General features: G+C 61.7%; 22 protein-coding genes and 3 pseudogenes. 14 read left to right on the forward strand and 11 right to left on the reverse strand.

All coding sequences use genetic code 11. The features are described 5' to 3' along the window. From NKH17_RS29250 to NKH17_RS29260, 3 genes and pseudogenes are all read left to right on the forward strand, one after another. A pseudogene (locus tag NKH17_RS29250) lies at positions 1-302 on the forward strand (calcium-binding protein); the annotation flags it as partial. A gap of 386 nt (positions 303-688) precedes the next feature. Then, complete coding sequence (locus tag NKH17_RS29255) at positions 689-1,012, forward strand: helix-turn-helix domain-containing protein (protein ID WP_352902289.1); 324 nt, start codon at positions 689-691, stop codon at positions 1,010-1,012. 113 nt (positions 1,013-1,125) lie between these two features. After that, positions 1,126-1,536, forward strand: coding sequence for a LysR substrate-binding domain-containing protein (locus tag NKH17_RS29260; RefSeq protein WP_352902363.1), 411 nt, complete (start codon positions 1,126-1,128; stop codon positions 1,534-1,536). 84 nt (positions 1,537-1,620) lie between these two features. On the opposite strand, the gene NKH17_RS29265 is transcribed toward NKH17_RS29260, so the two are convergent. Beyond that, positions 1,621-1,800 (reverse strand): DUF2274 domain-containing protein, encoded by a 180-nt coding sequence (locus NKH17_RS29265; protein WP_352902292.1) that lies wholly within the window; start codon positions 1,798-1,800, stop codon positions 1,621-1,623. A gap of 51 nt (positions 1,801-1,851) precedes the next feature. Continuing rightward, entirely contained in the window at positions 1,852-2,433 is a 582-nt protein-coding gene (locus NKH17_RS29270) for a hypothetical protein (RefSeq protein ID WP_352902294.1), read from the reverse strand. 317 nt (positions 2,434-2,750) lie between these two features. On the opposite strand from NKH17_RS29270, the gene NKH17_RS29275 reads away from it, so the two are divergent. Next, on the forward strand, positions 2,751-2,957 hold the full coding sequence (locus tag NKH17_RS29275; RefSeq protein ID WP_352902296.1) for a helix-turn-helix domain-containing protein: 207 nt from the start codon (positions 2,751-2,753) through the stop codon (positions 2,955-2,957). Positions 2,958-3,410: 453 nt separating this feature from the next. Here NKH17_RS29275 and NKH17_RS29280 read toward each other — a convergent pair. Further along, positions 3,411-3,494 (reverse strand): annotated as a pseudogene (locus NKH17_RS29280) (integrase core domain-containing protein); the annotation flags it as partial. Positions 3,495-3,780: 286 nt separating this feature from the next. Here NKH17_RS29280 and NKH17_RS29285 point away from each other — a divergent pair. The 4 genes from NKH17_RS29285 (at position 3,781) to NKH17_RS29300 (ending at position 8,264) form a co-directional block, all read left to right on the forward strand. Further along, positions 3,781-4,128 (forward strand): hypothetical protein, encoded by a 348-nt coding sequence (locus tag NKH17_RS29285; RefSeq protein WP_352902299.1) that lies wholly within the window; start codon positions 3,781-3,783, stop codon positions 4,126-4,128. A 388-nt stretch (positions 4,129-4,516) separates the two neighbouring features. Further along, positions 4,517-5,704, forward strand: a complete 1,188-nt coding sequence (locus NKH17_RS29290) for a magnesium transporter (protein WP_352902302.1) — start codon at positions 4,517-4,519, stop codon at positions 5,702-5,704. A 140-nt stretch (positions 5,705-5,844) separates the two neighbouring features. After that, complete coding sequence (locus NKH17_RS29295) at positions 5,845-7,998, forward strand: SulP family inorganic anion transporter (RefSeq protein ID WP_352902305.1); 2,154 nt, start codon at positions 5,845-5,847, stop codon at positions 7,996-7,998. A 5-nt stretch (positions 7,999-8,003) separates the two neighbouring features. After that, positions 8,004-8,264 carry a hypothetical protein gene (locus NKH17_RS29300; RefSeq protein WP_352902308.1) on the forward strand — a complete coding sequence of 87 codons (261 nt, stop codon included), beginning with the start codon at positions 8,004-8,006 and terminating at the stop codon, positions 8,262-8,264. A 154-nt stretch (positions 8,265-8,418) separates the two neighbouring features. Here the strand turns inward: NKH17_RS29300 and NKH17_RS29305 are convergent, their stop codons facing one another. Then, on the reverse strand, positions 8,419-8,586 hold the full coding sequence (locus tag NKH17_RS29305; protein ID WP_352973126.1) for a hypothetical protein: 168 nt from the start codon (positions 8,584-8,586) through the stop codon (positions 8,419-8,421). 30 nt (positions 8,587-8,616) lie between these two features. On the opposite strand from NKH17_RS29305, the gene NKH17_RS29310 reads away from it, so the two are divergent. Genes NKH17_RS29310 through NKH17_RS29320 form a run of 3 tightly spaced genes read left to right on the forward strand, consistent with a single transcriptional unit; the run spans position 8,617 to position 12,467 of the window. Next, positions 8,617-9,585 (forward strand): hypothetical protein, encoded by a 969-nt coding sequence (locus NKH17_RS29310; protein ID WP_352701525.1) that lies wholly within the window; start codon positions 8,617-8,619, stop codon positions 9,583-9,585. Between the two features lie 11 nt (positions 9,586-9,596). After that, positions 9,597-10,406, forward strand: a complete 810-nt coding sequence (locus tag NKH17_RS29315; protein WP_352902314.1) for a FecR family protein — start codon at positions 9,597-9,599, stop codon at positions 10,404-10,406. Between the two features lie 15 nt (positions 10,407-10,421). Next, a complete protein-coding gene (locus NKH17_RS29320; RefSeq protein WP_352902316.1) occupies positions 10,422-12,467 on the forward strand; it encodes a CHASE2 domain-containing protein in 2,046 nt (681 codons plus the stop codon). A gap of 100 nt (positions 12,468-12,567) precedes the next feature. On the opposite strand, the gene NKH17_RS29325 is transcribed toward NKH17_RS29320, so the two are convergent. Further along, the gene (locus NKH17_RS29325) at positions 12,568-12,810 is read right to left on the reverse strand and encodes a hypothetical protein (protein WP_352973129.1); all 243 of its coding nucleotides are present in this window, start codon (positions 12,808-12,810) and stop codon (positions 12,568-12,570) included. Positions 12,811-13,214: 404 nt separating this feature from the next. Between NKH17_RS29325 and NKH17_RS29330 the strand changes: the two genes are divergently transcribed. From NKH17_RS29330 to NKH17_RS29340, 3 genes and pseudogenes are all read left to right on the forward strand, one after another. Beyond that, positions 13,215-13,460 (forward strand): type II toxin-antitoxin system VapB family antitoxin, encoded by a 246-nt coding sequence (locus tag NKH17_RS29330; RefSeq protein ID WP_352685438.1) that lies wholly within the window; start codon positions 13,215-13,217, stop codon positions 13,458-13,460. Then, positions 13,460-13,888 (forward strand): type II toxin-antitoxin system VapC family toxin, encoded by a 429-nt coding sequence (locus NKH17_RS29335; RefSeq protein ID WP_352689880.1) that lies wholly within the window; start codon positions 13,460-13,462, stop codon positions 13,886-13,888. The genes NKH17_RS29330 and NKH17_RS29335 overlap by 1 nt, the downstream gene beginning before the upstream one ends. Before the next feature lie 8 nt (positions 13,889-13,896). Then, a pseudogene (locus NKH17_RS29340) lies at positions 13,897-14,214 on the forward strand (transposase); the annotation flags it as partial. A 24-nt stretch (positions 14,215-14,238) separates the two neighbouring features. Here the strand turns inward: NKH17_RS29340 and NKH17_RS29345 are convergent. Genes NKH17_RS29345 through NKH17_RS29370 form a run of 6 tightly spaced genes read right to left on the reverse strand, consistent with a single transcriptional unit; the run spans position 14,239 to position 19,212 of the window. Then, the gene (locus NKH17_RS29345; protein ID WP_352806372.1) at positions 14,239-15,030 is read right to left on the reverse strand and encodes a sugar isomerase domain-containing protein; all 792 of its coding nucleotides are present in this window, start codon (positions 15,028-15,030) and stop codon (positions 14,239-14,241) included. A 37-nt stretch (positions 15,031-15,067) separates the two neighbouring features. After that, a complete protein-coding gene (locus NKH17_RS29350; protein WP_352902320.1) occupies positions 15,068-15,838 on the reverse strand; it encodes a GntR family transcriptional regulator in 771 nt (256 codons plus the stop codon). Then, positions 15,835-16,710 carry an ROK family protein gene (locus NKH17_RS29355; protein ID WP_352902323.1) on the reverse strand — a complete coding sequence of 292 codons (876 nt, stop codon included), beginning with the start codon at positions 16,708-16,710 and terminating at the stop codon, positions 15,835-15,837. The genes NKH17_RS29350 and NKH17_RS29355 overlap by 4 nt, the downstream gene beginning before the upstream one ends. Continuing rightward, positions 16,707-17,447, reverse strand: coding sequence for a PIG-L deacetylase family protein (locus NKH17_RS29360; protein WP_352902326.1), 741 nt, complete (start codon positions 17,445-17,447; stop codon positions 16,707-16,709). Before NKH17_RS29360 ends, NKH17_RS29355 begins: the two co-directional genes overlap by 4 nt. Further along, positions 17,444-18,283, reverse strand: coding sequence for a carbohydrate ABC transporter permease (locus NKH17_RS29365; protein WP_352902329.1), 840 nt, complete (start codon positions 18,281-18,283; stop codon positions 17,444-17,446). Before NKH17_RS29365 ends, NKH17_RS29360 begins: the two co-directional genes overlap by 4 nt. Continuing rightward, positions 18,280-19,212 carry a carbohydrate ABC transporter permease gene (locus NKH17_RS29370; RefSeq protein WP_352902332.1) on the reverse strand — a complete coding sequence of 311 codons (933 nt, stop codon included), beginning with the start codon at positions 19,210-19,212 and terminating at the stop codon, positions 18,280-18,282. Before NKH17_RS29370 ends, NKH17_RS29365 begins: the two co-directional genes overlap by 4 nt. Positions 19,213-19,227 lie beyond the last annotated feature (15 nt).

The raw sequence follows: 19,227 nt of genomic DNA on the forward strand, positions 1-19,227 counted from the left end.
CCTTCGTGTTCAACAGCGCTCTTGGAGCCGGTAATATCGACAGGATCACCGACTTCAACAAGCTCCAGGACAAGATCCAGCTCGACGACGCGGTTTTTGCCGGACTTAAGCTGGGAGGCCTTTCATCCGATGCTTTCTTTGCGGGTGCGGCCGCACATGATAGCTCCGATCATATCATCTACAACAACTCAACCGGAGCACTCTCTTTCGACAGCGACGGGATCGGTGGCGCAGCTCAAATACAGTTCGCCACGCTCTCTCCAGGTCTGTCGCTTGCGGCAGGTTCGTTTCTTGTGATCTGAACGACCCGGAACGGCGGACCTTCTGCTCGAGCCGGTCCGCCGTTCCGTCTTTGTTCAAGCACCGGATTTTTCCAAAGCGGGTGCCAGCTTTAGCCAAGGGCCACCCCACCGAGCTAATCTTGATCTCTTAATCTAGCTGGGTGCCATTCCATAAGGTGAGCGAAAAGCCGAGCGAGCCGCGCTGGCTAAACATGAGAGCTACTTAAGGATAAAGGTTGTCTTCAGGACAGGCTAAAACCAAAGACAGTCGGGTTCGTCTCCTCCGATGAGCACTCCGAGCTCGTTCCTGTCATCGCGAGAAGCTGCGAGCCATCTGACCATCTGACGCCCTTGTACCCGTTGCAAAGCGGCACGGATTGTCTCTTCAGTGTCAATGCCGAGATTTTGTGATTGCCTGCGGCCCCAAGAGCGCTCAAAACGTCTGCGATTTGTCTACCCAGACGTCAAGCGGAGATGCGGAGCTCCATTCAACTCGCGACCTCAATTATGCGATCGTGGTCGCGGAAGAGGGCAGCTTTCTGAGAGCAGTGCGGCGCGCTGGGATCGATCACACAGCGCTCAGCCGGCGCATACGCGATCTCGAATACGCCACGGGAACGAGCATATTTCGTCGCCATGCGCGCGACGTTGACCAAACCCGGCCGGCGACGTTTTCTAGGTCGTCCACGCTTGCTGCTGCTTGGACTGGACAATACTCTCACGCTGGCTAGGACCGGCTTCAAAGACGAACAACAAAGACTTCCATCGGCTCCACGGGCTCATCCTTGCCGGGCGAGCGGTGGATGCGATCATCGAGTTCGGGCAATGTCATCCAAATGTGAACGTGAGCTTGACCGAAGGGTCTTACCCTGAATTCGGGGTTGGCTTGGGCAGTGCAGAGGTCGACATCACCGTCACTTTCTCCTTCCGATCTACTGGCGGCGCATTTGAGTTGAGATTGTGGAACGACGCCCTAGCCGTCGTCCTTGCTTCAAATCATCCTCTCGCAAGCAATTCCGTGATCGGGTGGGCGGACCTAGGCCAAGAAACGTTACTGGTGCGCAGGGGCGAAGCATTCCTGCTCGGCGACGCTGTTGGCTGCGACGTGCCGCTTCCCACTATCGTCGAACATCACGTCAGTGCGGGCGTCCTTCTGCGCCTTGTCGGGAATGCCCTTGGTGTCGCTCTGATCCATGATGGCGATGTCAACAACCTTCCTGAAGGGCCGTCTGCCGGAAGTTGCGGATCGGGTTAAGCCGGTCCAAATATCCAATTTTGCTCGCTGGCGCGGGGATAATGCCAATCCTGCCTTGCCGGTCTTCATCGCGTCCCTGCGTGATCAGTATCCGTCGTGACCGCCGTTCGACCGGAATGGATCGAATAGTAACCCCAGCCTTCGACGGGCTCTCGCAAGCTTTCTTTTTGCTGTCATGAACCAGAACAGCATCGGCGATATCGGCTTTGCTGGATCGGCCATTATCCCTCCGGTTTCGCGGCCGAGCAATTCAGCATAGGCCACGAGATCGCGATGGACAGCTCCGAGAAGTTCAACCCAATCTTGACTCGCCGGTTATCGGGATTGGCGGTGAGGTTCAGCCTGGTCATGCCGCATACGTGGGCGCGGCACCCGGTCAGCATCAAATCCTTCAGTGATGCGCACCAGATCACAGAGCGCTGAGCGGATTTGCGGCCAGGGGAACTCGGAACACTCCTCCCAGGCTTCACCTTCCCGCAACACGGCATCGAGCTTGCCCGCCACACCGGCGAGCGTCGTAGCAGGGGTGGTTGCAAATGCTTCGAGAAAATCCCTCGTCTGGTCGCCAGCCTCGCGCTCGGCCGCGAGCGCGGCGGTGTAACCGGTCTCGTCGGCAGCCGCGTCCCACCGTGCTTGATGCAGTGCGAAATCAGTTTCGGCCTTTTCGCGGAGACCTGCTGTGTCTGGCCCGTTGCCGAGCACGTCGTCGAGTGCCCCGAGCGAACGGACCTTCACTTCCTCGCCTGCAGACAGGCGGACGGTCACAAAAGGAAAGCCGATGCTCTCGACAAGTCTTGTCTCCAGGCGTTGCTGCTTCCGGCAAAGCCGCTTGAGCTCTTTGTGGGTCTTCTGCCATTCCCGCCAAAGCCCCAGGGCAGGATCAGGACGCAGATTCATACTTCCGGCTCCACCTGCAGGGGCGCTAGCTTCGAGCGTCCACGCGGTGGTAGCCACAACCGTTCCCGCAAGCACTCGCCTGCGGGTGACGGAAGGCAGAGTCGTGGTATTGTCGGAATCAGCCATGATCCGAGCTCCTATCAGCTTGGGTTGTGGTCAGGCTGGGCAGGTGCAGCAACACCTGCTCAGCCGTCTTAACGTATACATTTGCCTAGCGTCTCCCATTTAGCCTGATTTCTCAGGCGAAAGTCAACCAAAAAGACTGACTTCACCCGATGAGCTTAATTTCCGTGGAACAATGCAGGGGAGCCAGGGCAATGCTGGATTGGAGCCAGAGCGAACTTGCAACGGCGGCCGGCGTTTCCAGAGCAACCGTCGTTGATTTCGAACGTGGGGCGCGCATTCCACATCGAAACAACCTTGATGCAATACGCGGTGCCCTCGAGGCCGCTGGCATCCAGTTCATCCCAGAGAATGGCGGCGGGCCTGGCCTCCGGCTCGGCCGCCGATCTGACGACAAATGAATCAGTGCGGCAGCCCGGCACACTTGAACCAACCGCGAATCTCTCGCAACCGACTGATCTCACGAATATAGTGGGACAGGGATGCCTCTATCGTGTAGGACATGCAGGAGCGCCTCGCGAACCTGAACTCCGAGTCGGCATGTGAGCGCAAAGAACACAATCAGCCGAGGCTTACTAGCCAATGGGTAGGCTACTGGCAGGCTTCCGGCCGCTGCCGCGCTGCGCCACCAAGGCCGGCCAATCACATGTCGCTCCAAAGCCAATTTGGCGAGTGAGAAACCGCTCGCTGCCACGAGTTCGGCAGCTCTGACCGTACAGGCGCAGGACCGCGGCGGCCCATTCCCGACTTACTCCGCCGCGCCGCGTTCAGCACGATTGTTCAGGGCGAGGAGGTTTTTGGCCCGGGCCAGGCAATCGGGCTGCTTACGGCGATAGCGGGGTCCGATTTCCATGACGCGCCTGAGCCAGCGAGGTAAACAGCGTCTCGTTGAGCAGTTCATCACGCAGTCGGCCGTTGAAGCTCTCGATGAAGCCATTATCCGGCATGTTGTTCTCGGTGCCATCGTTTGTTCGGTCGTCAGGTTTCGTTAAGCTTGGCGCATCCGGGCCACGGGGCACCGGGGGCACGCAAGTGCGGGCAGGCCGTCGTATGCAGATGAACTGCGAGTTCGCGCACATTATCTGGCCGCCCCTACGACTCGCCCGGATGCGCTGCGAGCGCGGATCCGTATTTGTCGTGTTGCCCGCTGGGCTCCCTGTTCGTGACCAACATTGGAGGGAACCGTGCGTATTATCGGCATGGACATACACCGAGGTCGTGTCGTTGCTTGATGGCGAGATCGTCAAGCTCGGCCGCGTTCAAATGCTGCGCGATAAGCTCGAGGAGTTCGCCAGGAAGGACACCATGGGGTTTGCAGAATTCGGCGAGCTCGAACAGGGCTTCGCGTTTTCGCGAACCAACGCCACTCTCGAAACGGGTCTTCGTTCGCTCCCCAGGTGCGATCGAGCGGTCTACCGGCATAGTCAGTGGGCCTACATTAACTCGGATCGGACCAAAAACGACCTCGATCCTCACAAAGTAGACTGCCCGCCCCCGATCGTGCAAGCTCTCAAGAGCACCTCTCGTGTCCTGCTAGACTTCATGCAGAGAATGCCTTTTTCCCCAGGCTAAACTATACGGTTTCAACCTTGTCATCCTGGCGAATTCGTCGGCCCCAGAGCTGGTGGAACTGGCAAGATGCGCCGCATGAGGCAAATCAATTCGACCGCCGGAGGCCCCCTCTGCGGGGGTTTCCGGGTTTAAGTTTCATGGTGGGGCGTGCTCGCAAAGCCAAGGAAAAGATCGGTGAAGTTCGCAACACGTTGAATTCTCGGCGACACGTAGACGTTACAGGCCGCCTGTATGCACCCCGCAACGGCTCCGATCTGTCTGGGTTCGGTCCGATCGGTGCCCGAGAGGCGAACATTCCCGGATCGAGGTGCTTGGACACAGCGCCAGGGCAGAGCGATCAGATTCGTGTCATACCGTCAGAGGCAGGACACTAGCAATTGGGGAACAGATGAAGAAAGAGAGCGACGTTGAGAAGCTGGTGCGCACGCTGCGTGCTCGAGCACCTGATGACGCGGCGGAATTGCTGGCCCGAGAGTCTCCCGAGTTTATCCGGGACACACTAAAGTTGTTGCCGGACGGGCACGCCCGTAAGGTGGCGGAGCATTTGCCACCGCATATGCGGCCTATCAAGCCTCATGGCGATGGCAAGGGCCTCGCGATCCCCGAGTCGCTCGTTGAGCTGATGGACCCGATTCCCGCCAGCGTTCCTGTCGGGACCACGGTAGCCGCCGCAGTGGAGGCCGTCAGACGCGCAGAGGTGCCGACCGAGCTCACTTATCTCTACGTCACGGACGATGGCGATAAACTGGTTGGCCTCGTGGTCCTGCGCGATCTGATGCTGAGCGAAGCGGACACCACGGTAGATCAGATCATGCTGCCAAAACCGTTCGCCCTCCCCGTCGATCTGTCCTTGAGCGGCGCCTGCAAAGCTGCGGTACGCCGCCACTATCCGGTGTATCCCGTGGTGGACGCGGAGGACCGGCTGCTGGGGCAGGTCCGCGGCTGGCGCTTGTTCGAGCAGCAAATCATCGAGATTTCTGCCCAGTCGGGCCAGATGGTGGGTGTCCAGAAGGAGGAGCGTTCTTTTACGCCGCTGTTTTCAGCCTTCCTGAAGCGTCATCCTTGGCTACAGCTCAACCTGCTGACGGCGTTCATGGCTGCTTTCGTGGTCAGTTCATTCACAGGCACAATCGAGAAGATCGTCGCCCTGGCGGCATTCCTCCCGGTCTTGGCGGGGCAGAGCGGAAACACCGGCTGCCAGGCACTGGCTATGACGCTGCGTGGCCTTGCCCTGGGCGATGTGGATAAGCGACCGAAACTGCACCTGGTGATGAGGGAGGGCGCGCTCGGGATCGCCAACGGCGTGCTCGTCGGTCTTGTGGCGGCTGCGGCCATGTGGTTCTACGCCTCGCGCCAACCGGAGTCGGCAGCCCAGGCGCCCATGCTGGCACTTGTCATCCTGCTCGCCATGTCCGGATCATGCCTCATGTCCGGAATCTCCGGCGTGCTGATCCCATTGGGCCTGCGGCGGGTCGGCGCCGATCCGGCCGTAGCTTCAGCGATCTTTCTTACCACCGTCACCGATATCGTAGGCATGGGCCTGATGCTGGGGCTCGCCACCATGCTCGTGCTGTAGTTTTGGCGCGTCCGCCGATGCGCGTCCTACAAAAGGACGCGGTCGGCGGGATCACCACCGTGGGATTTTTGGGGCTTTGAACCGCCGTGACTGAGCAGGTTGCGGTACAGACGGACTTTGCGCGTCGTTTAAGCGCACGGATGGGCTTTCTGGCCCAGGAACTCACCGCGGGTGTGACGACCGCAGGCGTAGCGCTGCCGATGTGCGTCTCCTCCGGCGTCCTTGCGCTATCGCCGCTCGGTGCCGATCGGGTGGCGGAAGGCGCGCTTGCCGGCGTCATCGCTGCTATTGTCGGCGGCGTTGTCGCGTCCGCATTTCAACGGTCGTTCTTCGTGACGACCATGCCCAGCAACTCGCTGATCCAGGCCAGCCTGCTGGGATCCCTGCTCGTCGCTCTCGACGGCAACACAACCCAAGCGCTGCTTGCCTTCGTCGGTTGCGTGATGTTGACCGGCCTGTGGATGATCCTCATCGGCGCAACCGGTCTCGCCCGGATCGTCAAGCTTGCCCCCCATCCGGTTGTCGCCGGGTTCGTCTCGGGCGTCGGCATCCTGGTCATCAAGAGCCAGACGCCGATGCTTCTCGCGGTCTCCTCCTGGAGCGGCATCGTGGCGGCGGATTTCAGCCTGGCGACGATCACAAGACTACCCTTCGGTCTTGCGCTGATCGGGGCCATGGCGATGATCACGCGGCTTGCGCCCAAGATTCCGGCGCTGCTTGCCGGCCTGATCATCGGCTACGTGATCTACCACGCAGCCCTCCTGTGGGCGCCCGACCTTGAGCTCGGCCCCGTTATCGGCTCGATCGATATAGAGGGCTGGGCACCGGTAAGCATGATCGAGGCTGCCTCAACGCTCCGGCTGGGGCTGAAACATATCTGGTGGACCCTGATTGCCGGCTCGTTGACCCTGGCGATCGTGGGAACTCTCGACACCGTCTTTACCCTGCGCACTGCGCGCAATCTGGCCGACGTTCAGGTCGGCCAGGACCGCGCCCTCGTCGGGCTGGGAATCGCCAATCTTGCCTCTCCCCTTATGGGCGGGCTGTTCGTATCCACGTCGGCCACGCTGACCGTTGCCAACTACCGTGCCGGCGGGCGCATGCGCACGTCGACGCTTGCGAGCCGGGCGGTGCTGCTGGCTGCCATCCTTTCGTTCCCGGATCTGATCTTCTCAATGCCGCTGGTTGTGCTGTCCGCCATTCTGGTCTTCGTCGGCATCAATACCATCGACCGTTGGGCGCTGCGGACCGCGCGGCAAGCGCTTCTCGGCAACAGCGCGGCGGGCCGAACCCAGGCACGGCGTAATATGGCCGTGGTCGCCGCTGTGGCGCTCGCTACAGTCCTTGGCCAACCCGTTGTCGGCGCCGTGGTCGGCGTGGCGCTGGCCTGCATCGTCTTCATGATCGAAATGAACCGGCCTGTGGTGCGGCGCAAGGAGATCGTCGGCAAGACGCGCTCCAGGCGCATCCGCTCCACTGCTCAGACCGAATTGCTGGCGATTCACGAGCGGGAGCTGGCAGTCCTCGAGCTGCAGGGCGTGCTGTTTTTTGGCAATGCCGATGAGCTCGCGGAGGAAATTGACCGGCTGCCCAGCGTAGTGCGGGTGATCATTCTCGATTTCCGCGCCGTCAGCGACGTCGACGCCTCCGGCGCGTTGACGTTGCAGCAGATCTCCGCTCGCTGCGCCCGGCGCGGTCAGCGATTGTTCTTCAGTGATCTCAGGGACGCCGAGGCCCTGGAGGAGTTTACGTCACAAAGCGATAAGCCCAACATCTACCCCGATCTCGAGGCGGCGCTGGAGCGCTTCGAAGAGGAAATTGTTGAGCGCACGGACAGTTCTGCCCGCTCGGTGATAGAGGTGCCGCTTGGGCGCACCGATTTCGGCATGACCATGGCACCAGAAGATCTGAAAGTGCTGATGAGTTATCTCGACCGCGTCGAGTTCCCCCGAGGCACAGTGCTGTGCCGCGCTGGCGATCAGGCCGACCGACTGTGGATGCTGACGCGCGGCTGTATCAGTGTCTGGGTGGATGCGCCTGGCGGACGGCGCCGGCTGGCGAGCATCGGGGCTGGATGCACTGTGGGGGAAATGGGGTTCCTGACCGAGCGACCGCGCTCGACCGACGTGATCGCGGACGAGGACGTTGTTGCCTATGAGCTGACCTCGTCGGCCGCCAACAAGATATCAAAGGCCAAGCCGCATATCGCGCAAGCCGTGTTGAGAAGCATTGCCCGCCAGCTCTCCGATCGCCTCCGCAATGCGACGGAAGACCTTCGGATGAGCCATATGTGACATTGATGGATCAGGCCGCGACCAAATACGTGCAGAATCACGCGAACTATATTGATCTTGAAGCAAGCCAGGTTCGCTATCGCGTGATGAGTTTTGTTAGTTTGTATCGCGACCGAATATTTCGATCAATACAGCAACGCCGAGAAGATGTTTTTGCAACCAGCGCAGCCGAAATACGAATGGACCCGATAGTTTGTTGCGCGGCTGCAACAGCTGTTGAAAACTCGGACGATTTCGCCAAAGTTCAGTCGCCTTTTTTCTTGTGATCGTGCTAAGTCCTTCGCACTGGTCGGGTTTGGGGTGGTTCTCGGCATGCAATCTTCGTTTCGAACAATCGTCGGCTGCGCCGCGGCGCTGCTTTGTAGCGGCGTATTGCCGGCCGGCGCGCAGGGTCTTTTTTCGGCCTATGACGATGCTTTTTCAGCCCGCATCGCCAGTCCGGCCGACAACGGAACGCTCGCCCAGTTCGTCACGGTTGCCGTCAACGCGGGACAATACGATCAGGCGATCTCCTCGATCGAGCAGTATCTGATCAAATATCCCCGCGATGCGCGCGCCCGGCTGGCGGCCAGCCGGTTGTACTATCATGTCGGCTCCTACGAATTGGCCCGACGGCAGGTGCAGTACGGCATCGAGGTTGGGGGGCTGTCCGCGGCTGAGCAGCAGGAAGCTGCTCGCCTGCTTGCCCGCATCGAGCGCGCGTTGCGTGGCGTCACCTGGGAACTCGCCCTGACCGGCGGCGTGTTCAGCGCATTCACCGATTTTGAGCCGGGTGGGGCGCAGGACGACGACAGCTTCGTCTCGCCCTATGGGCGGGCGGAAGGCTTTGTGCGATGGGACCTCGGCACGCCAAGTGCCGACGCCCTCGTCCTTTCGGGGTCGTTGACTGCGACACAGCGCTTTTTCACGGAAGACCTGTCGGTTCCGGGTAGCAAGGAGACTTTCGTCCACGGCAACGCCGCTATCACCTGGGACAAGGGGCTGCCCAATAGTGGGATCGATTCGCTGCGCCTGTTACTTTCGGCGTTTACCGTTACAGATCGTTTCGATAGCGACATCCAAGAAACCGGCATCGGCCTCAGTGGACGCTTTCTTGTGCGCCCGACGGTCGAGACGACGCTTTTTGCAGGCGGCGGCTACATCGATCTAAGCGCCTCGCAAGGCATTTTCGCCGATAGCAGGGTTTTCTATGAGGCAGGCGGCAGCTACCGCTTCCGCAATGGCCAGGCGCTCGGACTGCGCTTTGTCGGGTCGAATGACTTCGCCTCCGGATCTGGCGAAATCGGACACAGCTACACGGGCGAGATCCGCTATGGCGGCCTGTTGATGACCGTACCGGATCTTTTCGCATGGTCGCACCAGGTCGCGTTCTCGGCCGGCCACAGCAACACCCCCGATCTGTCCGTTGGCATCGGCACAAATATCAAGAGCGACTTCTGGCGCATTGCCTCGGAAAGCGATTTTCAGCTGACAGAGTCGCAGAAGATCAGCGTCGATCTCGCCTATCGCGAAACCAACTTCGACATCGCCAACCGCGACCGAAAATCGTTCGAAATGCTCATGAGCTACACGTTGACGCTCAATTGAAAGAGGCCGCGATGAGGACCCCGTACCGTCAGATCGCCATTTTTGTCGCCTGCCTTGCCTTCGCGGCACCATCCGCCGCTGAAACGATCGGGTCGATGACGGCCTACCAGACCAACATCGTCCGCAACAACGGCGGGACAATGAACGTCGGTGCCGGCGTCGAACTCGGCGATCAGTTGCGCAGCGATCCCACTGGTCTTGGAATGCTGGTGTTCCGGGACGAATCGAGCGCCAAGATTGGTCCGAACACCAGCCTGACGATCGATGAATTCGTCTACAATCCGGGCTCGGTATCTGGAAAGATCGACATCGGGATGAACAGCGGCCTCGCCCGTTTTTATGGCGGCCAGGTTTCGAAAGGCGGCGTCATGCAGGTTGCGACGCCGCACATGGTGCTCGGGGCAAGAGGCGGCATCATCGAAGTGCTGGTGGCAGCCGGCCAGACCGTCGGCATACTGCGCGCCGGCCGCATGACCTGCACGATCAATGGCAAACGGCTGGTCATCACAAACCCGGGCTACGCCTGCACATCGGAAGATGGCAAGCTGCTGACCGGCTACGGCGGAATCGACACCTTCCCGATATTGGACAGCATCGACCGGATTGCCGGCACCGGCCTGCCAGGCGCACTGGGTCCGGGATTGGACGTAAGCGCACTTTGTGCGTCGGCACTCGGCGGCTCGCTCAAAGTCTGCGACTCCACCGACGGCGCATTGCCAGGAGTGGTCATGGAGTTCCCCGACACCCCAACGCCACCCGTGGGCGGCGGCGTGAATAAGGGCGAGTGTGAGGGTGAGGGTTGCTGCTACTACTGCGAATAGGCCTGGCCGCACGACATGAGCCTCTTGGTCGGTTGGCGCTGGGCTGATTGGCGGCAAGCTGGCAGGCGCAAAGTATCCGGCCTTGCGGTCGTGCTCCTGCTGCTCGCTTGCCATTTGGCTTTTGACGGGCCGTTGTCGCGCCTGCGCGAACGCACGTACGACTTCTACCAGTTTCTCGCTCCGCGCCAGGCGACGAGCAATCCTGTCGTGATCGTCTCGATAGACGACGCCAGCCTCAAGGCACATGGGCGATGGCCCTGGAACCGTGGCCTCTTGGCTGATCTGGTCGATGGCATCACCAAGTCCGGCCCCGCGGTCATCGGGCTTGCGCTGGTACTGCCCGAGGCCGACACCTCGCCTGAGGGCATCGCCGGAGACAAGCGCCTGGCAGCGGCGCTGGCGAAAACCCGAACGGCGCTTGCCGTCAGCCTGGGTAACGAGGCGACGGTTTCAGAAGCAGAGCCCAAGGCCGGCTGGTCGATCGTCGGGCAAGTACCCCACACACTTCCCGGCTTCACCGGCCTGACCGGCTCGCTTGCCCAATTCTCGAACGCCGCCGCGGGCCTCGGCGTCATTCGCACCTTGCCCGATCCCGACGGCGTACTGCGCCATGTGCCGCTGCTGTGGCTTCGCAATACCGCTCAGGGCGTGCAGCTGTGGCCGTCCTTCGCACTCGAGCTCCTGCGCCTTTATGCCGGGCAGGACGGCTACATAGCCCGCCTGAATGCCGCCGGGTTCGATGCACTCAGGATGGCCGGCGCCATCGTGCCGCTCGACCCGGAGGGGAGCATCCGCCTCTGGGAAACCAGCACCGATACGCCACGCATATCTGCCAGCACTATCCTTTCTGGCGACAGTGATCAGCGGCTGCGGGATGCCATTGTCATTGTCGATCTGTCGGCCGTGGGACTGACGCAGTACCTGCCCACCCCGACACGTCCAGCGCGACCAGGCGCGGACATCCACGCCGATGCAATCGGCCAGTTGCTTGCCGGGCGCTACCTGGCAGAGCCAACGCACGCGCGCACGGTGGAGCGGCTCTGGTTTGTCCTCACTGCCCTCATGTTCATCGGGCTTTCCGGAGTGCTCGCCGAGCGTGTCGTGCTTGGTGCCCTGGCTCTCGCGCTGCTGGCCGTCACGCCCTTCGTGTTCGGCGCTCTCGAATACAACATGCAGGGTGCACTCTATGACCCCCTGCAGCCGGCGCTTGCGACGATCCTGGTAGCCGGCTTCGAAGGCTATGTCCTCTACAGGCGCAGCGAGCAGCGACGGTCCACCCTGGCACGGCAGTTCTCCCAGTATCTGTCGCCTTCCGTCGTGCAGCGCCTCGCAAGCTCGGACACCGAAGCGATCCTGTCCGGCGAGAAGCGCGAGATCACAATCCTGCTCAGCGACATACGCGGCTTCACGACGATGAGCGAACAACTCGATACCCAGGAAATCGCAAAGGTGGTCAACCACTTCCTCGGCATTGCGACCGATGAGATCCTTAAGCGCGACGGCACCATCGACAAATTCATGGGCGACGCGGTGCTCGCCTTCTGGAACGCGCCGCTTGATCAGCCGGACCATCGCGAGCGCGCGCTCGCAGCGGGGCTAGCCCTGATAGAACGGGTAAAGCGTGAAGACGCCGCCTTCACCGCGGATGGCCACCCCTCCATCGCAATCGGCGTCGCCATCGAGACCGGCATTTGCTCGGTAGGCAATTTCGGCTCCGAACGGCGCTTCGATTACACCGCGATCGGCTCGCCGGTGAACCGCACGGCACGGCTCGAGTCGACGACCAAGAAGCTGGGCATCCCCCTGGTGCTTGGTCCCGGCTTTGCGAAGGGAGCATCGATGCCAGTCGTTCAGGCGGGCGCCTTTGAGCTCCAGGGTTTCAAGGGCGAGGTGCCGGTTTTCACCGTTCCGGAGATGCAGGCTGCTCACCAAAGTATGAGCCGCGAAGTAGAGAGCCAACGTGGTGAGCAATCTGGCGCCCCTGCCGTGGTGGTTGGTTCGCCGCCATCCGTGCAAATGGCACCGCCTGATCTTGCACCCCTAACCCGAAGCACACGCTGACCGGATCCAGCGGATCGCAGGGGTGCCGACCTGCTTTGTGAACTAATACTGCTGGGGAGGCCTAGGTGTCATCAGACGGCCCTTTAATTGCGGGTGGCTGTCAATTCGGATCAGCGCGACAGCCGATGAGACGCGTATAGACGGCGAAGGGATCCGTCGAGGTAACCCCGGCAATGATTGTCGAGGCCGCCGAATTTTCGAGCGAGAAGATAGGCCGCGTTATCCAGTTCACCACGAATAACAGCACGGCTTCGTTGAGTTCGCCGGCGCCATCATGTGGAGGCAGCGCGTGGTTCAGATTGTTTATCCTCGCCGCCGGATCATGCGCTCGGGATGTTCCCAAGAACATCCAGCCGTAGCACCCCGAGCTGCCCTAACGAGAGAGTTCGCTGGGCCGGGATTATGGCCGTTATGAACCTGACGCAATCGATGCAGCTGGCGCTGGCCTCGTTGGGCGCGTGGGCGGTCTATCGACATCAATCGGTCCGCGGATGTTGGGATGCGCATGCGTCGGCGCACGTAGCGTCGATACGCCTTGGGCATGCGGGCGTTGACAGTGACATGGCCGGAGCGACGTGTTTCAGACGCCGAGCGATTCCAAGGACTGAGCACCAGAACCGAACCTCCCGACGGATTTTCGCGAGCTGCATTCCTCCCTCCCATCCTTATCAAAACCGCCGCTCGCGAATTCGCTGGCGAGTATATCTCCGGTATGATATACATATATAACTCATGAGGATATACAAAATGCCGCTCTTCATTCGCGATCCCGACGTCGACGCCATGGCCGTCGAGCTGCAGCACATTACCAACGCGCGCAGCAAGACCGAGGCCGTCAGAACCGCCTTGCGCCACGAGATCGAGCGCAACCGCGGCAGCGTCCCGCTGCGCGAGAGACTTGCCAAAGTCAAGGAAATGGCGCGGCGGATCGGGCCGGCCAACCCTGATTTCGATATGAAGAAATTCACCGACGAAATGTGGAGCGACGACTGATGTTCGTCGATGCCTCGGTGATCGTTGCCATCCTGAATGAGGAACGTGGCGCGGAAGAACTGGAAAAGCGGCTCGCGGCCGCGACCAAGCCGCTGTATGTCTCCCCGCTCGTCCGGTTCGAGGCAGTCCAGGGTCTCGCGCGAGCGTCGGCCGAAGCCATCAAAAAGAACGCCAAGCCCACGGCCAACATGCTGGCGCAAGCCCGTGATACCGTCGACGCCTTTTTGATCGAGATCGCCGGCAAGGAAATCATGATATCCGGCGACATCGGCGACCGGGCGATCGAAGCCAGCATGAAATACGGCAAAGCAGTCGGGCACAAAGCCGATCTCAATTTCGGCGATTGTTTTGCCTACGCTTGCGCGAAGGCTCACCGGCTTGCCCTGCTTTACAAGGGCAATGACTTTTCACAAACTGATCTGGCGTAAGGGCCTACGCAGCGGACTTGATCAAGGATTTGCCCGAGGGTGCCATGCTGCTCGCCGACAAGGGCTATGATGCCAACGCCTTGCGCAATGCCGTCACCGAGCAAAAGGCATGGGCCAACATCCCGCCCAAGGCCAACCGCAAGGACCCGATGTGCTTCAGCCCCTTCCTCTGCAAGGCCCGCAACCTCGTCGAACGCTTCTTCAACAAGGCCAAGCAGTTCCGTCGCATCGCAACCCGATACGACAAGCTGTCTGAGAACTATCTTGCCGCCCTGAAACTCGTGTCAACTCGCATCTGGCTACACGGTGATGAGTCTGCGTCCTAGCGTTTTGCGTGCCCTGCCCGGTTGTCATTCGCCGCGCATGGTCGCCTGGAACGTCGGCAGGTGCTTCTTCTGCGCCTCGAGCATTCTCTCGCGATAGACGCCATAGATGACGTCGGTGTCGTGCAGTGTGACGCCGGCAATTGTCGGCGAGGCAAAAACCGGCAGTTCGATGCCGCGTTTCGAAAGCGCCTCGGCGGTGCGGGCGATCAGCTCATGCGCCAGGATCATGGCAAGCACGGTCGACGAACCGGAGACCGGCCGGCTCCAGCCCTCGACCGGCACGATGGCATCCTCGATCGGCGAGCAGGTGTCGATGACAAGGTCGGCGGCATCGGCAAGCCGTTTGCCGGAAGAGTGCGTCGCCGGCTTGTCGAGATTGTTCTTGCTAGTTATCGCAACGACGAAGATGCCGCGTTTTTTCGCATAAAGCGCGGTGTCGATGCCGGACGAATTGCGGCCGCTGTGGCCAAAGATGATGATCGAATCGCCTTTGTTCAGCGGCTGGTGGTCGAGGAATTTCTCGGCGTATTTCTCGGTCCGCTCCAGCCACAGAAGTTCGCGCACGCCGCCGGCGCCGAGCACGTTATGCCACATGACACGCGGGTCGGTGAGCGGATTGAAGCCGACATAGCTGCCGTAGCGCGGAAACACTTCCTGGACCGGCAACACCGAGTGGCCCGAGCCGTAAAGATGAACCAACCCGCCGCTCTCGAGCGTGTCGGCAAAGCGGCTGGCCGCCTCGCCAAAGGCTTCGGCATTGGCTTTCGAGGCCTGTTGGATGAGGGCGGCAAGACGAGGTATGTAAAGATCGGACACGTCAGTACTCCTGTTATGGGTCGGCTTGAGTAATGGCTCAGCTTCTTGCGGTTGGCGCGGCGCGACCGGCACGCAGCGTCGAGCGGATTTCGTAGCGGTCGCCCCGCATCACGGAGACGGTGAATTCGAATGGGCCACGCTCGTCGGTGGTGATGCGCTCGACCACGAAAGCGGGACTCCCCGCAGCCAGATCGAGCAACTCGGCATCCGCCGCCCCGACAGCGCCAACACGGTAGTTTTCGCGAGCCGCGACCGGCACGATGCCGTAATGGCGCTCCAGCGCTTCGTAGAGCGAGCCCTGCAGCAGGCCGGCATCGAGAAAGCCGGGCACGCGCGCGGCCGAGAGCTGCGCCGTCTGGATGCCGATCGGCTCGTTGTTGCCGAGCCTGAGCCGCCGGATGCGCACCACCGGATCACCCTCCTCGATCTCCAACGCTCCAGCCGCCGCGGCATTGGCGGTGGTCAGGCTGCAGTCGAGCAAGCGGGATCCGGCCACCACGCCCATATTGCCCATTTCCTGGGTGAAGCTGGTGAGTTCGCGGGTGCCAGCGACCAGCGTGGTGGAGCGCACGAAGGTGCCACGGCCATGTTCGCGCCTGAGCAGCCCGTGCTCCTCCAGATTGCGCAGCGCGTGGCGCAGGGTGATCCGGCTCACGCCGAACAGGGCGCACAGTCTGTCTTCGGCCGGAATCTGGTCGCCAGTCGCCCACTCGCCACTCTTGACGATGGCGCGGATGGCCTCTTCCACCTGATACCAGAGCGGCTCGGGCCTTTTGCGGTCCGGTTGCTGAAAGCTCGGCTCGCTCATCTTATCTGCCTCCACTGTGCTCCGGCGAGACCGGCCAGCGAGGCGCCGACGAGACCGGCGCGGGAGCCGAATTCGCCGGACCGCAGAACGACGCCGCGCAGATGCGGCGGCAGCTGACGCCGCAATGCCGCAAGCAGCGGCGGCCCTACCACGTCCAGCGCATCGGCAAGGCCGCCGGAAATCAGGACTGCCTGGGGATCGAGCAGCGCGACCGCACCCGCCAAGGCAGTGCCCAGCCGGCGCGCCGGCAGCTCCAAAGCATCAAATGCGGCCGTCTTGCCGGCCCGGGCGGCCTCGACCAGCCTGCCGCCATTGGCCAGCCCGATCTGGCGCGCCGCGGCATCGAATGCCCGACCGGAAGCGAAGCGCTCCAGCCAGCCACTGCGGTCCTCGCCTTCATCCTCGATCTCGGCGCAGGCCCAGCCGAATGAGCAGGCGCCGCCACGTGCGCCGGCGACGATGCGATTATTGGCCAGAACGGCGGAGCCGATGCCGGTGCCGATCGCCAGCAGGATGGCATCGGACAAGCCTTTTGCTGCACCTTCGACCGCCTCGCCAAGCATGGCGATCTGCGCGTCATTGCCAATGGCAACAGGCAGACGAGGAAACAAGGTCGCGACATCAATACCGTCGAGATAGGGCAGGTTCGGAACCCAGTGGCAGACCGAGCCTTCGACAAGCCCCGGCACCGCCAGGCCAAGGGCGTCGACCGGACCGGCCTCGGCGCGCAACGCACCGACGCGGGCGACGAAGGCATCAAGACTTGCTGGTGCGGGCTCGCGGCTGAGCATCTCCAGCCAGCGAACATCCCCGGAATGGATAGCGGCGCGCAAGTTGGTGCCGCCAAGATCGATGGCGAGAACGCGTGTCATCGAGAGCGGCTCCGACTGGCAGCCGGCGCGAACAGCCCGCTGCCGGCATGCCAGGATTGCGACGCTGCCACAAAACCCTGCGCGTAGCGCGTGCCGCGCAGACAGCCGCGCAGCCGATAAAGTGCGCTGTAATAATCGACATACGGGAAACTGCTCAGGCCACGTGCAAGTTCGTATTCCTGCAGCGCCTCGCTCCAGGCGTCGAAGCCGTCACTGACATCGACGAGATGCTCGGCACGAAAGCCCTCGTCGTCCTCCCAGTTCTCGCCGAACAGCAGCAGTTGCGGTGTGTGCGCGGCATGGTCGCGTTTCAGCGTCGGCAATGCCGCAAAGAAGATGCCGGTCTGCGTCAGCCGGGCGGCGGCGCGATGGTCCTTGTGCCAGCTGCCATGCCAGTGGGTGATAACGATTTCGGGCTTCAACTCGCGCACAACGTCGCACACCTTGAGCGCCGTCTCGTCGTCGCAAGGCAAGAAGGCGTCGTGCAGCCCGAGACTGCGCATGGCAACGCCGAGCCTGGCTGCGGCCTTTGCGGCCTCCTCCTGCTTCTGGACGCAATAGTGCTCGGGGATGAGGCTTGGATGGCCCTGTTCGCCCATGGTGAGATGCAGGAAGGTGACTTCGGCGCCACCTTGCACTGCCGCCGCCGCCAGCGGACCGGCAATCACCTCGGCATCGAAGGCGTGCGCTCCGACGACCAGGATCGAGCGTGCGGCATAGACCTTGTCCTCGATCATTTCACGCCTCCCCCGGTGCCGACGCCTTCGCGAATCTGGCGGGCGAGCAGACAGTACATGATCAGGATGGGCGCCATGGAGATCGCAAGCGAGGCGAACACCAGGCCCCAATCCGTGCGGAACTGGCCGACAAAGACGCTGATGGCCAGCGGCACGGTCTTGTAGCGGTCATCGAAGATGAAGATCAGTGGGAAGAAGAAGTCGTTCCAGACGGCGATAGCTGTGAAGATGGCGACGATCGATATTGCGGGCTTCACCATCGGCAGCACGATCTGGAACAGGATGCGCGCCTCGCCGGCCCCGTCCATGCGCGCCGCCTCGTCGAGTTCGGACGGCAGCACTCGCATGAAATTTGCGAAGATGAAGACGGCGAAGGGAATGCGGATAGCGGAATAGACGAGGATCAGGCCGGTCAGCGAATCGAGCAGGCCAAGGTTGCGCATCAGCGTGAACAGCTCCACCGAGGCAAGCCGGATCGGCAGCATGATGCCGGACAGGAACACGCCGAGCATGATGCCGTTCCAGCCCAGCCGATAGCGGCTCAGCGGAAAGGCGGCCATTGCCGACACGAAGATGGTCAGGATCACCGCACCGCCGGTGACGATCAGGCTGTTGATGAAATTCTGGCCGAGATCGGCGCGCGTCCAGGCCGCAACGAAATTGTCGAAGGCAAAGCTTTGCGGCAGGCCGAGCCTGTTGTCGTAGATCTCCGCCGTGGTCTTGAAACAGGAGACGACGAGAATATAGAGCGGCAAGAGCACCGCTGCGGTCCACAGGACCAGCGCCGTCCAGCCCGGCAGCCGTGCGAGCTGTTGAGGGATGGCGAACGTGTTCACAATTGCACCGTGCGACGGTCGAAGAAGCGCAGCATCAGAAGCGTGCCGATGCTGAGGATGAGGAACAGCAGCGCTCCCAGCGCAAGCGCCAGGCCTATATCCGTGATGCCGACCGCGCCTTCGGCGCCGAAGGCGAGCCGGTAGAAATAGGTTACCAGCGTGTCGGTCGAATAGCTTGGATTGCCCTGCACGCCTTGCATGACATAGACGATGTCGAACTGGTTGAAGGTGTTGATGAACGACAGCGTCGTCAGCGTGCCGATGGCCGGCATCAGCAAAGGCAGGGCAATCGAGACCAGCATGCGGCCGCTGCCGGCCCCGTCCAGCCTGGCAGCCTCGAATATCTGGCCGGAAATCTGTCTGAGGCCGGCCGTGTAGATCAGCACCGGCAGGCCCATCCAGTTCCAGGCGTCGACGGCGATCAGCATCACGAGTGCCGTGTGGCTGTTGCCGAGAACCGTCAGGCTGCCTTGATGCAGGCCAAGGCCGTTGAGCATCCATTCGATGGTGCCGCCGGGCGCCAGCAGCAGGCGCCACAGGGCGCCGACGATGACTGGGCTCAGCACTGCCGGGAAGAAGAAGACCGACTGGAAGAAGGCCGCCCCTTTGGCGCGCAGGAACAGCAGCCAGGCGAACAGCAGGCCAAGGCCGTTCTGAAACAGCATGATGCCGAAGAACCAGGCGACGTTGTGCCAGAGCGCTCCGTAGAGCCGTCCGCCGCTCGGGAAAACGAACAGGCGGGTAAAATTCGACATGCCGGCGTACTCCAGCATGCGTAGGCCCTTCCAGACGAAGAAGCTGCCCCACAGCGACATCAGCAACGGATAAAGGACAAACAGCGAATAGACGGCCAATGCCGGCAGGATGAACAGCACGGCCATGCGCTGCTGGGTGCGCTGGAGGCTGCTTTTGCGGCGACGGTCGATCATGTGCTGTTCTTGCGC

Source organism: Mesorhizobium sp. M1334 (assembly GCF_040317995.1).
Classification (GTDB): Bacteria; Pseudomonadota; Alphaproteobacteria; order Rhizobiales; family Rhizobiaceae; genus Mesorhizobium.

What these genes read in the sequence shown, in the direction of transcription:
- NKH17_RS29330 (WP_352685438.1), top strand. Translation starts at nt 13,215, where the DNA reads ATGCCGCTCTTCATTCGCGATCCCGACGTCGACGCCATGGCCGTCGAG.
- NKH17_RS29350 (WP_352902320.1), bottom strand. Translation starts at nt 15,838, where the DNA reads ATGAGCGAGCCGAGCTTTCAGCAACCGGACCGCAAAAGGCCCGAGCCG.
- NKH17_RS29270 (WP_352902294.1), bottom strand. Translation starts at nt 2,433, where the DNA reads ATGAATCTGCGTCCTGATCCTGCCCTGGGGCTTTGGCGGGAATGGCAG.
- NKH17_RS29355 (WP_352902323.1), bottom strand. Translation starts at nt 16,710, where the DNA reads ATGACACGCGTTCTCGCCATCGATCTTGGCGGCACCAACTTGCGCGCC.
- NKH17_RS29315 (WP_352902314.1), top strand. Translation starts at nt 9,597, where the DNA reads ATGAGGACCCCGTACCGTCAGATCGCCATTTTTGTCGCCTGCCTTGCC.
- NKH17_RS29305 (WP_352973126.1), bottom strand. Translation starts at nt 8,586, where the DNA reads ATGATAGTACAACCGGCTGGCCGCCAGCCGGGCGCGCGCATCGCGGGG.
- NKH17_RS29300 (WP_352902308.1), top strand. Translation starts at nt 8,004, where the DNA reads ATGGATCAGGCCGCGACCAAATACGTGCAGAATCACGCGAACTATATT.
- NKH17_RS29360 (WP_352902326.1), bottom strand. Translation starts at nt 17,447, where the DNA reads ATGATCGAGGACAAGGTCTATGCCGCACGCTCGATCCTGGTCGTCGGA.
- NKH17_RS29320 (WP_352902316.1), top strand. Translation starts at nt 10,422, where the DNA reads ATGAGCCTCTTGGTCGGTTGGCGCTGGGCTGATTGGCGGCAAGCTGGC.
- NKH17_RS29335 (WP_352689880.1), top strand. Translation starts at nt 13,460, where the DNA reads ATGTTCGTCGATGCCTCGGTGATCGTTGCCATCCTGAATGAGGAACGT.
- NKH17_RS29290 (WP_352902302.1), top strand. Translation starts at nt 4,517, where the DNA reads ATGAAGAAAGAGAGCGACGTTGAGAAGCTGGTGCGCACGCTGCGTGCT.
- NKH17_RS29295 (WP_352902305.1), top strand. Translation starts at nt 5,845, where the DNA reads ATGGGCTTTCTGGCCCAGGAACTCACCGCGGGTGTGACGACCGCAGGC.
- NKH17_RS29370 (WP_352902332.1), bottom strand. Translation starts at nt 19,212, where the DNA reads ATGATCGACCGTCGCCGCAAAAGCAGCCTCCAGCGCACCCAGCAGCGC.
- NKH17_RS29275 (WP_352902296.1), top strand. Translation starts at nt 2,751, where the DNA reads ATGCTGGATTGGAGCCAGAGCGAACTTGCAACGGCGGCCGGCGTTTCC.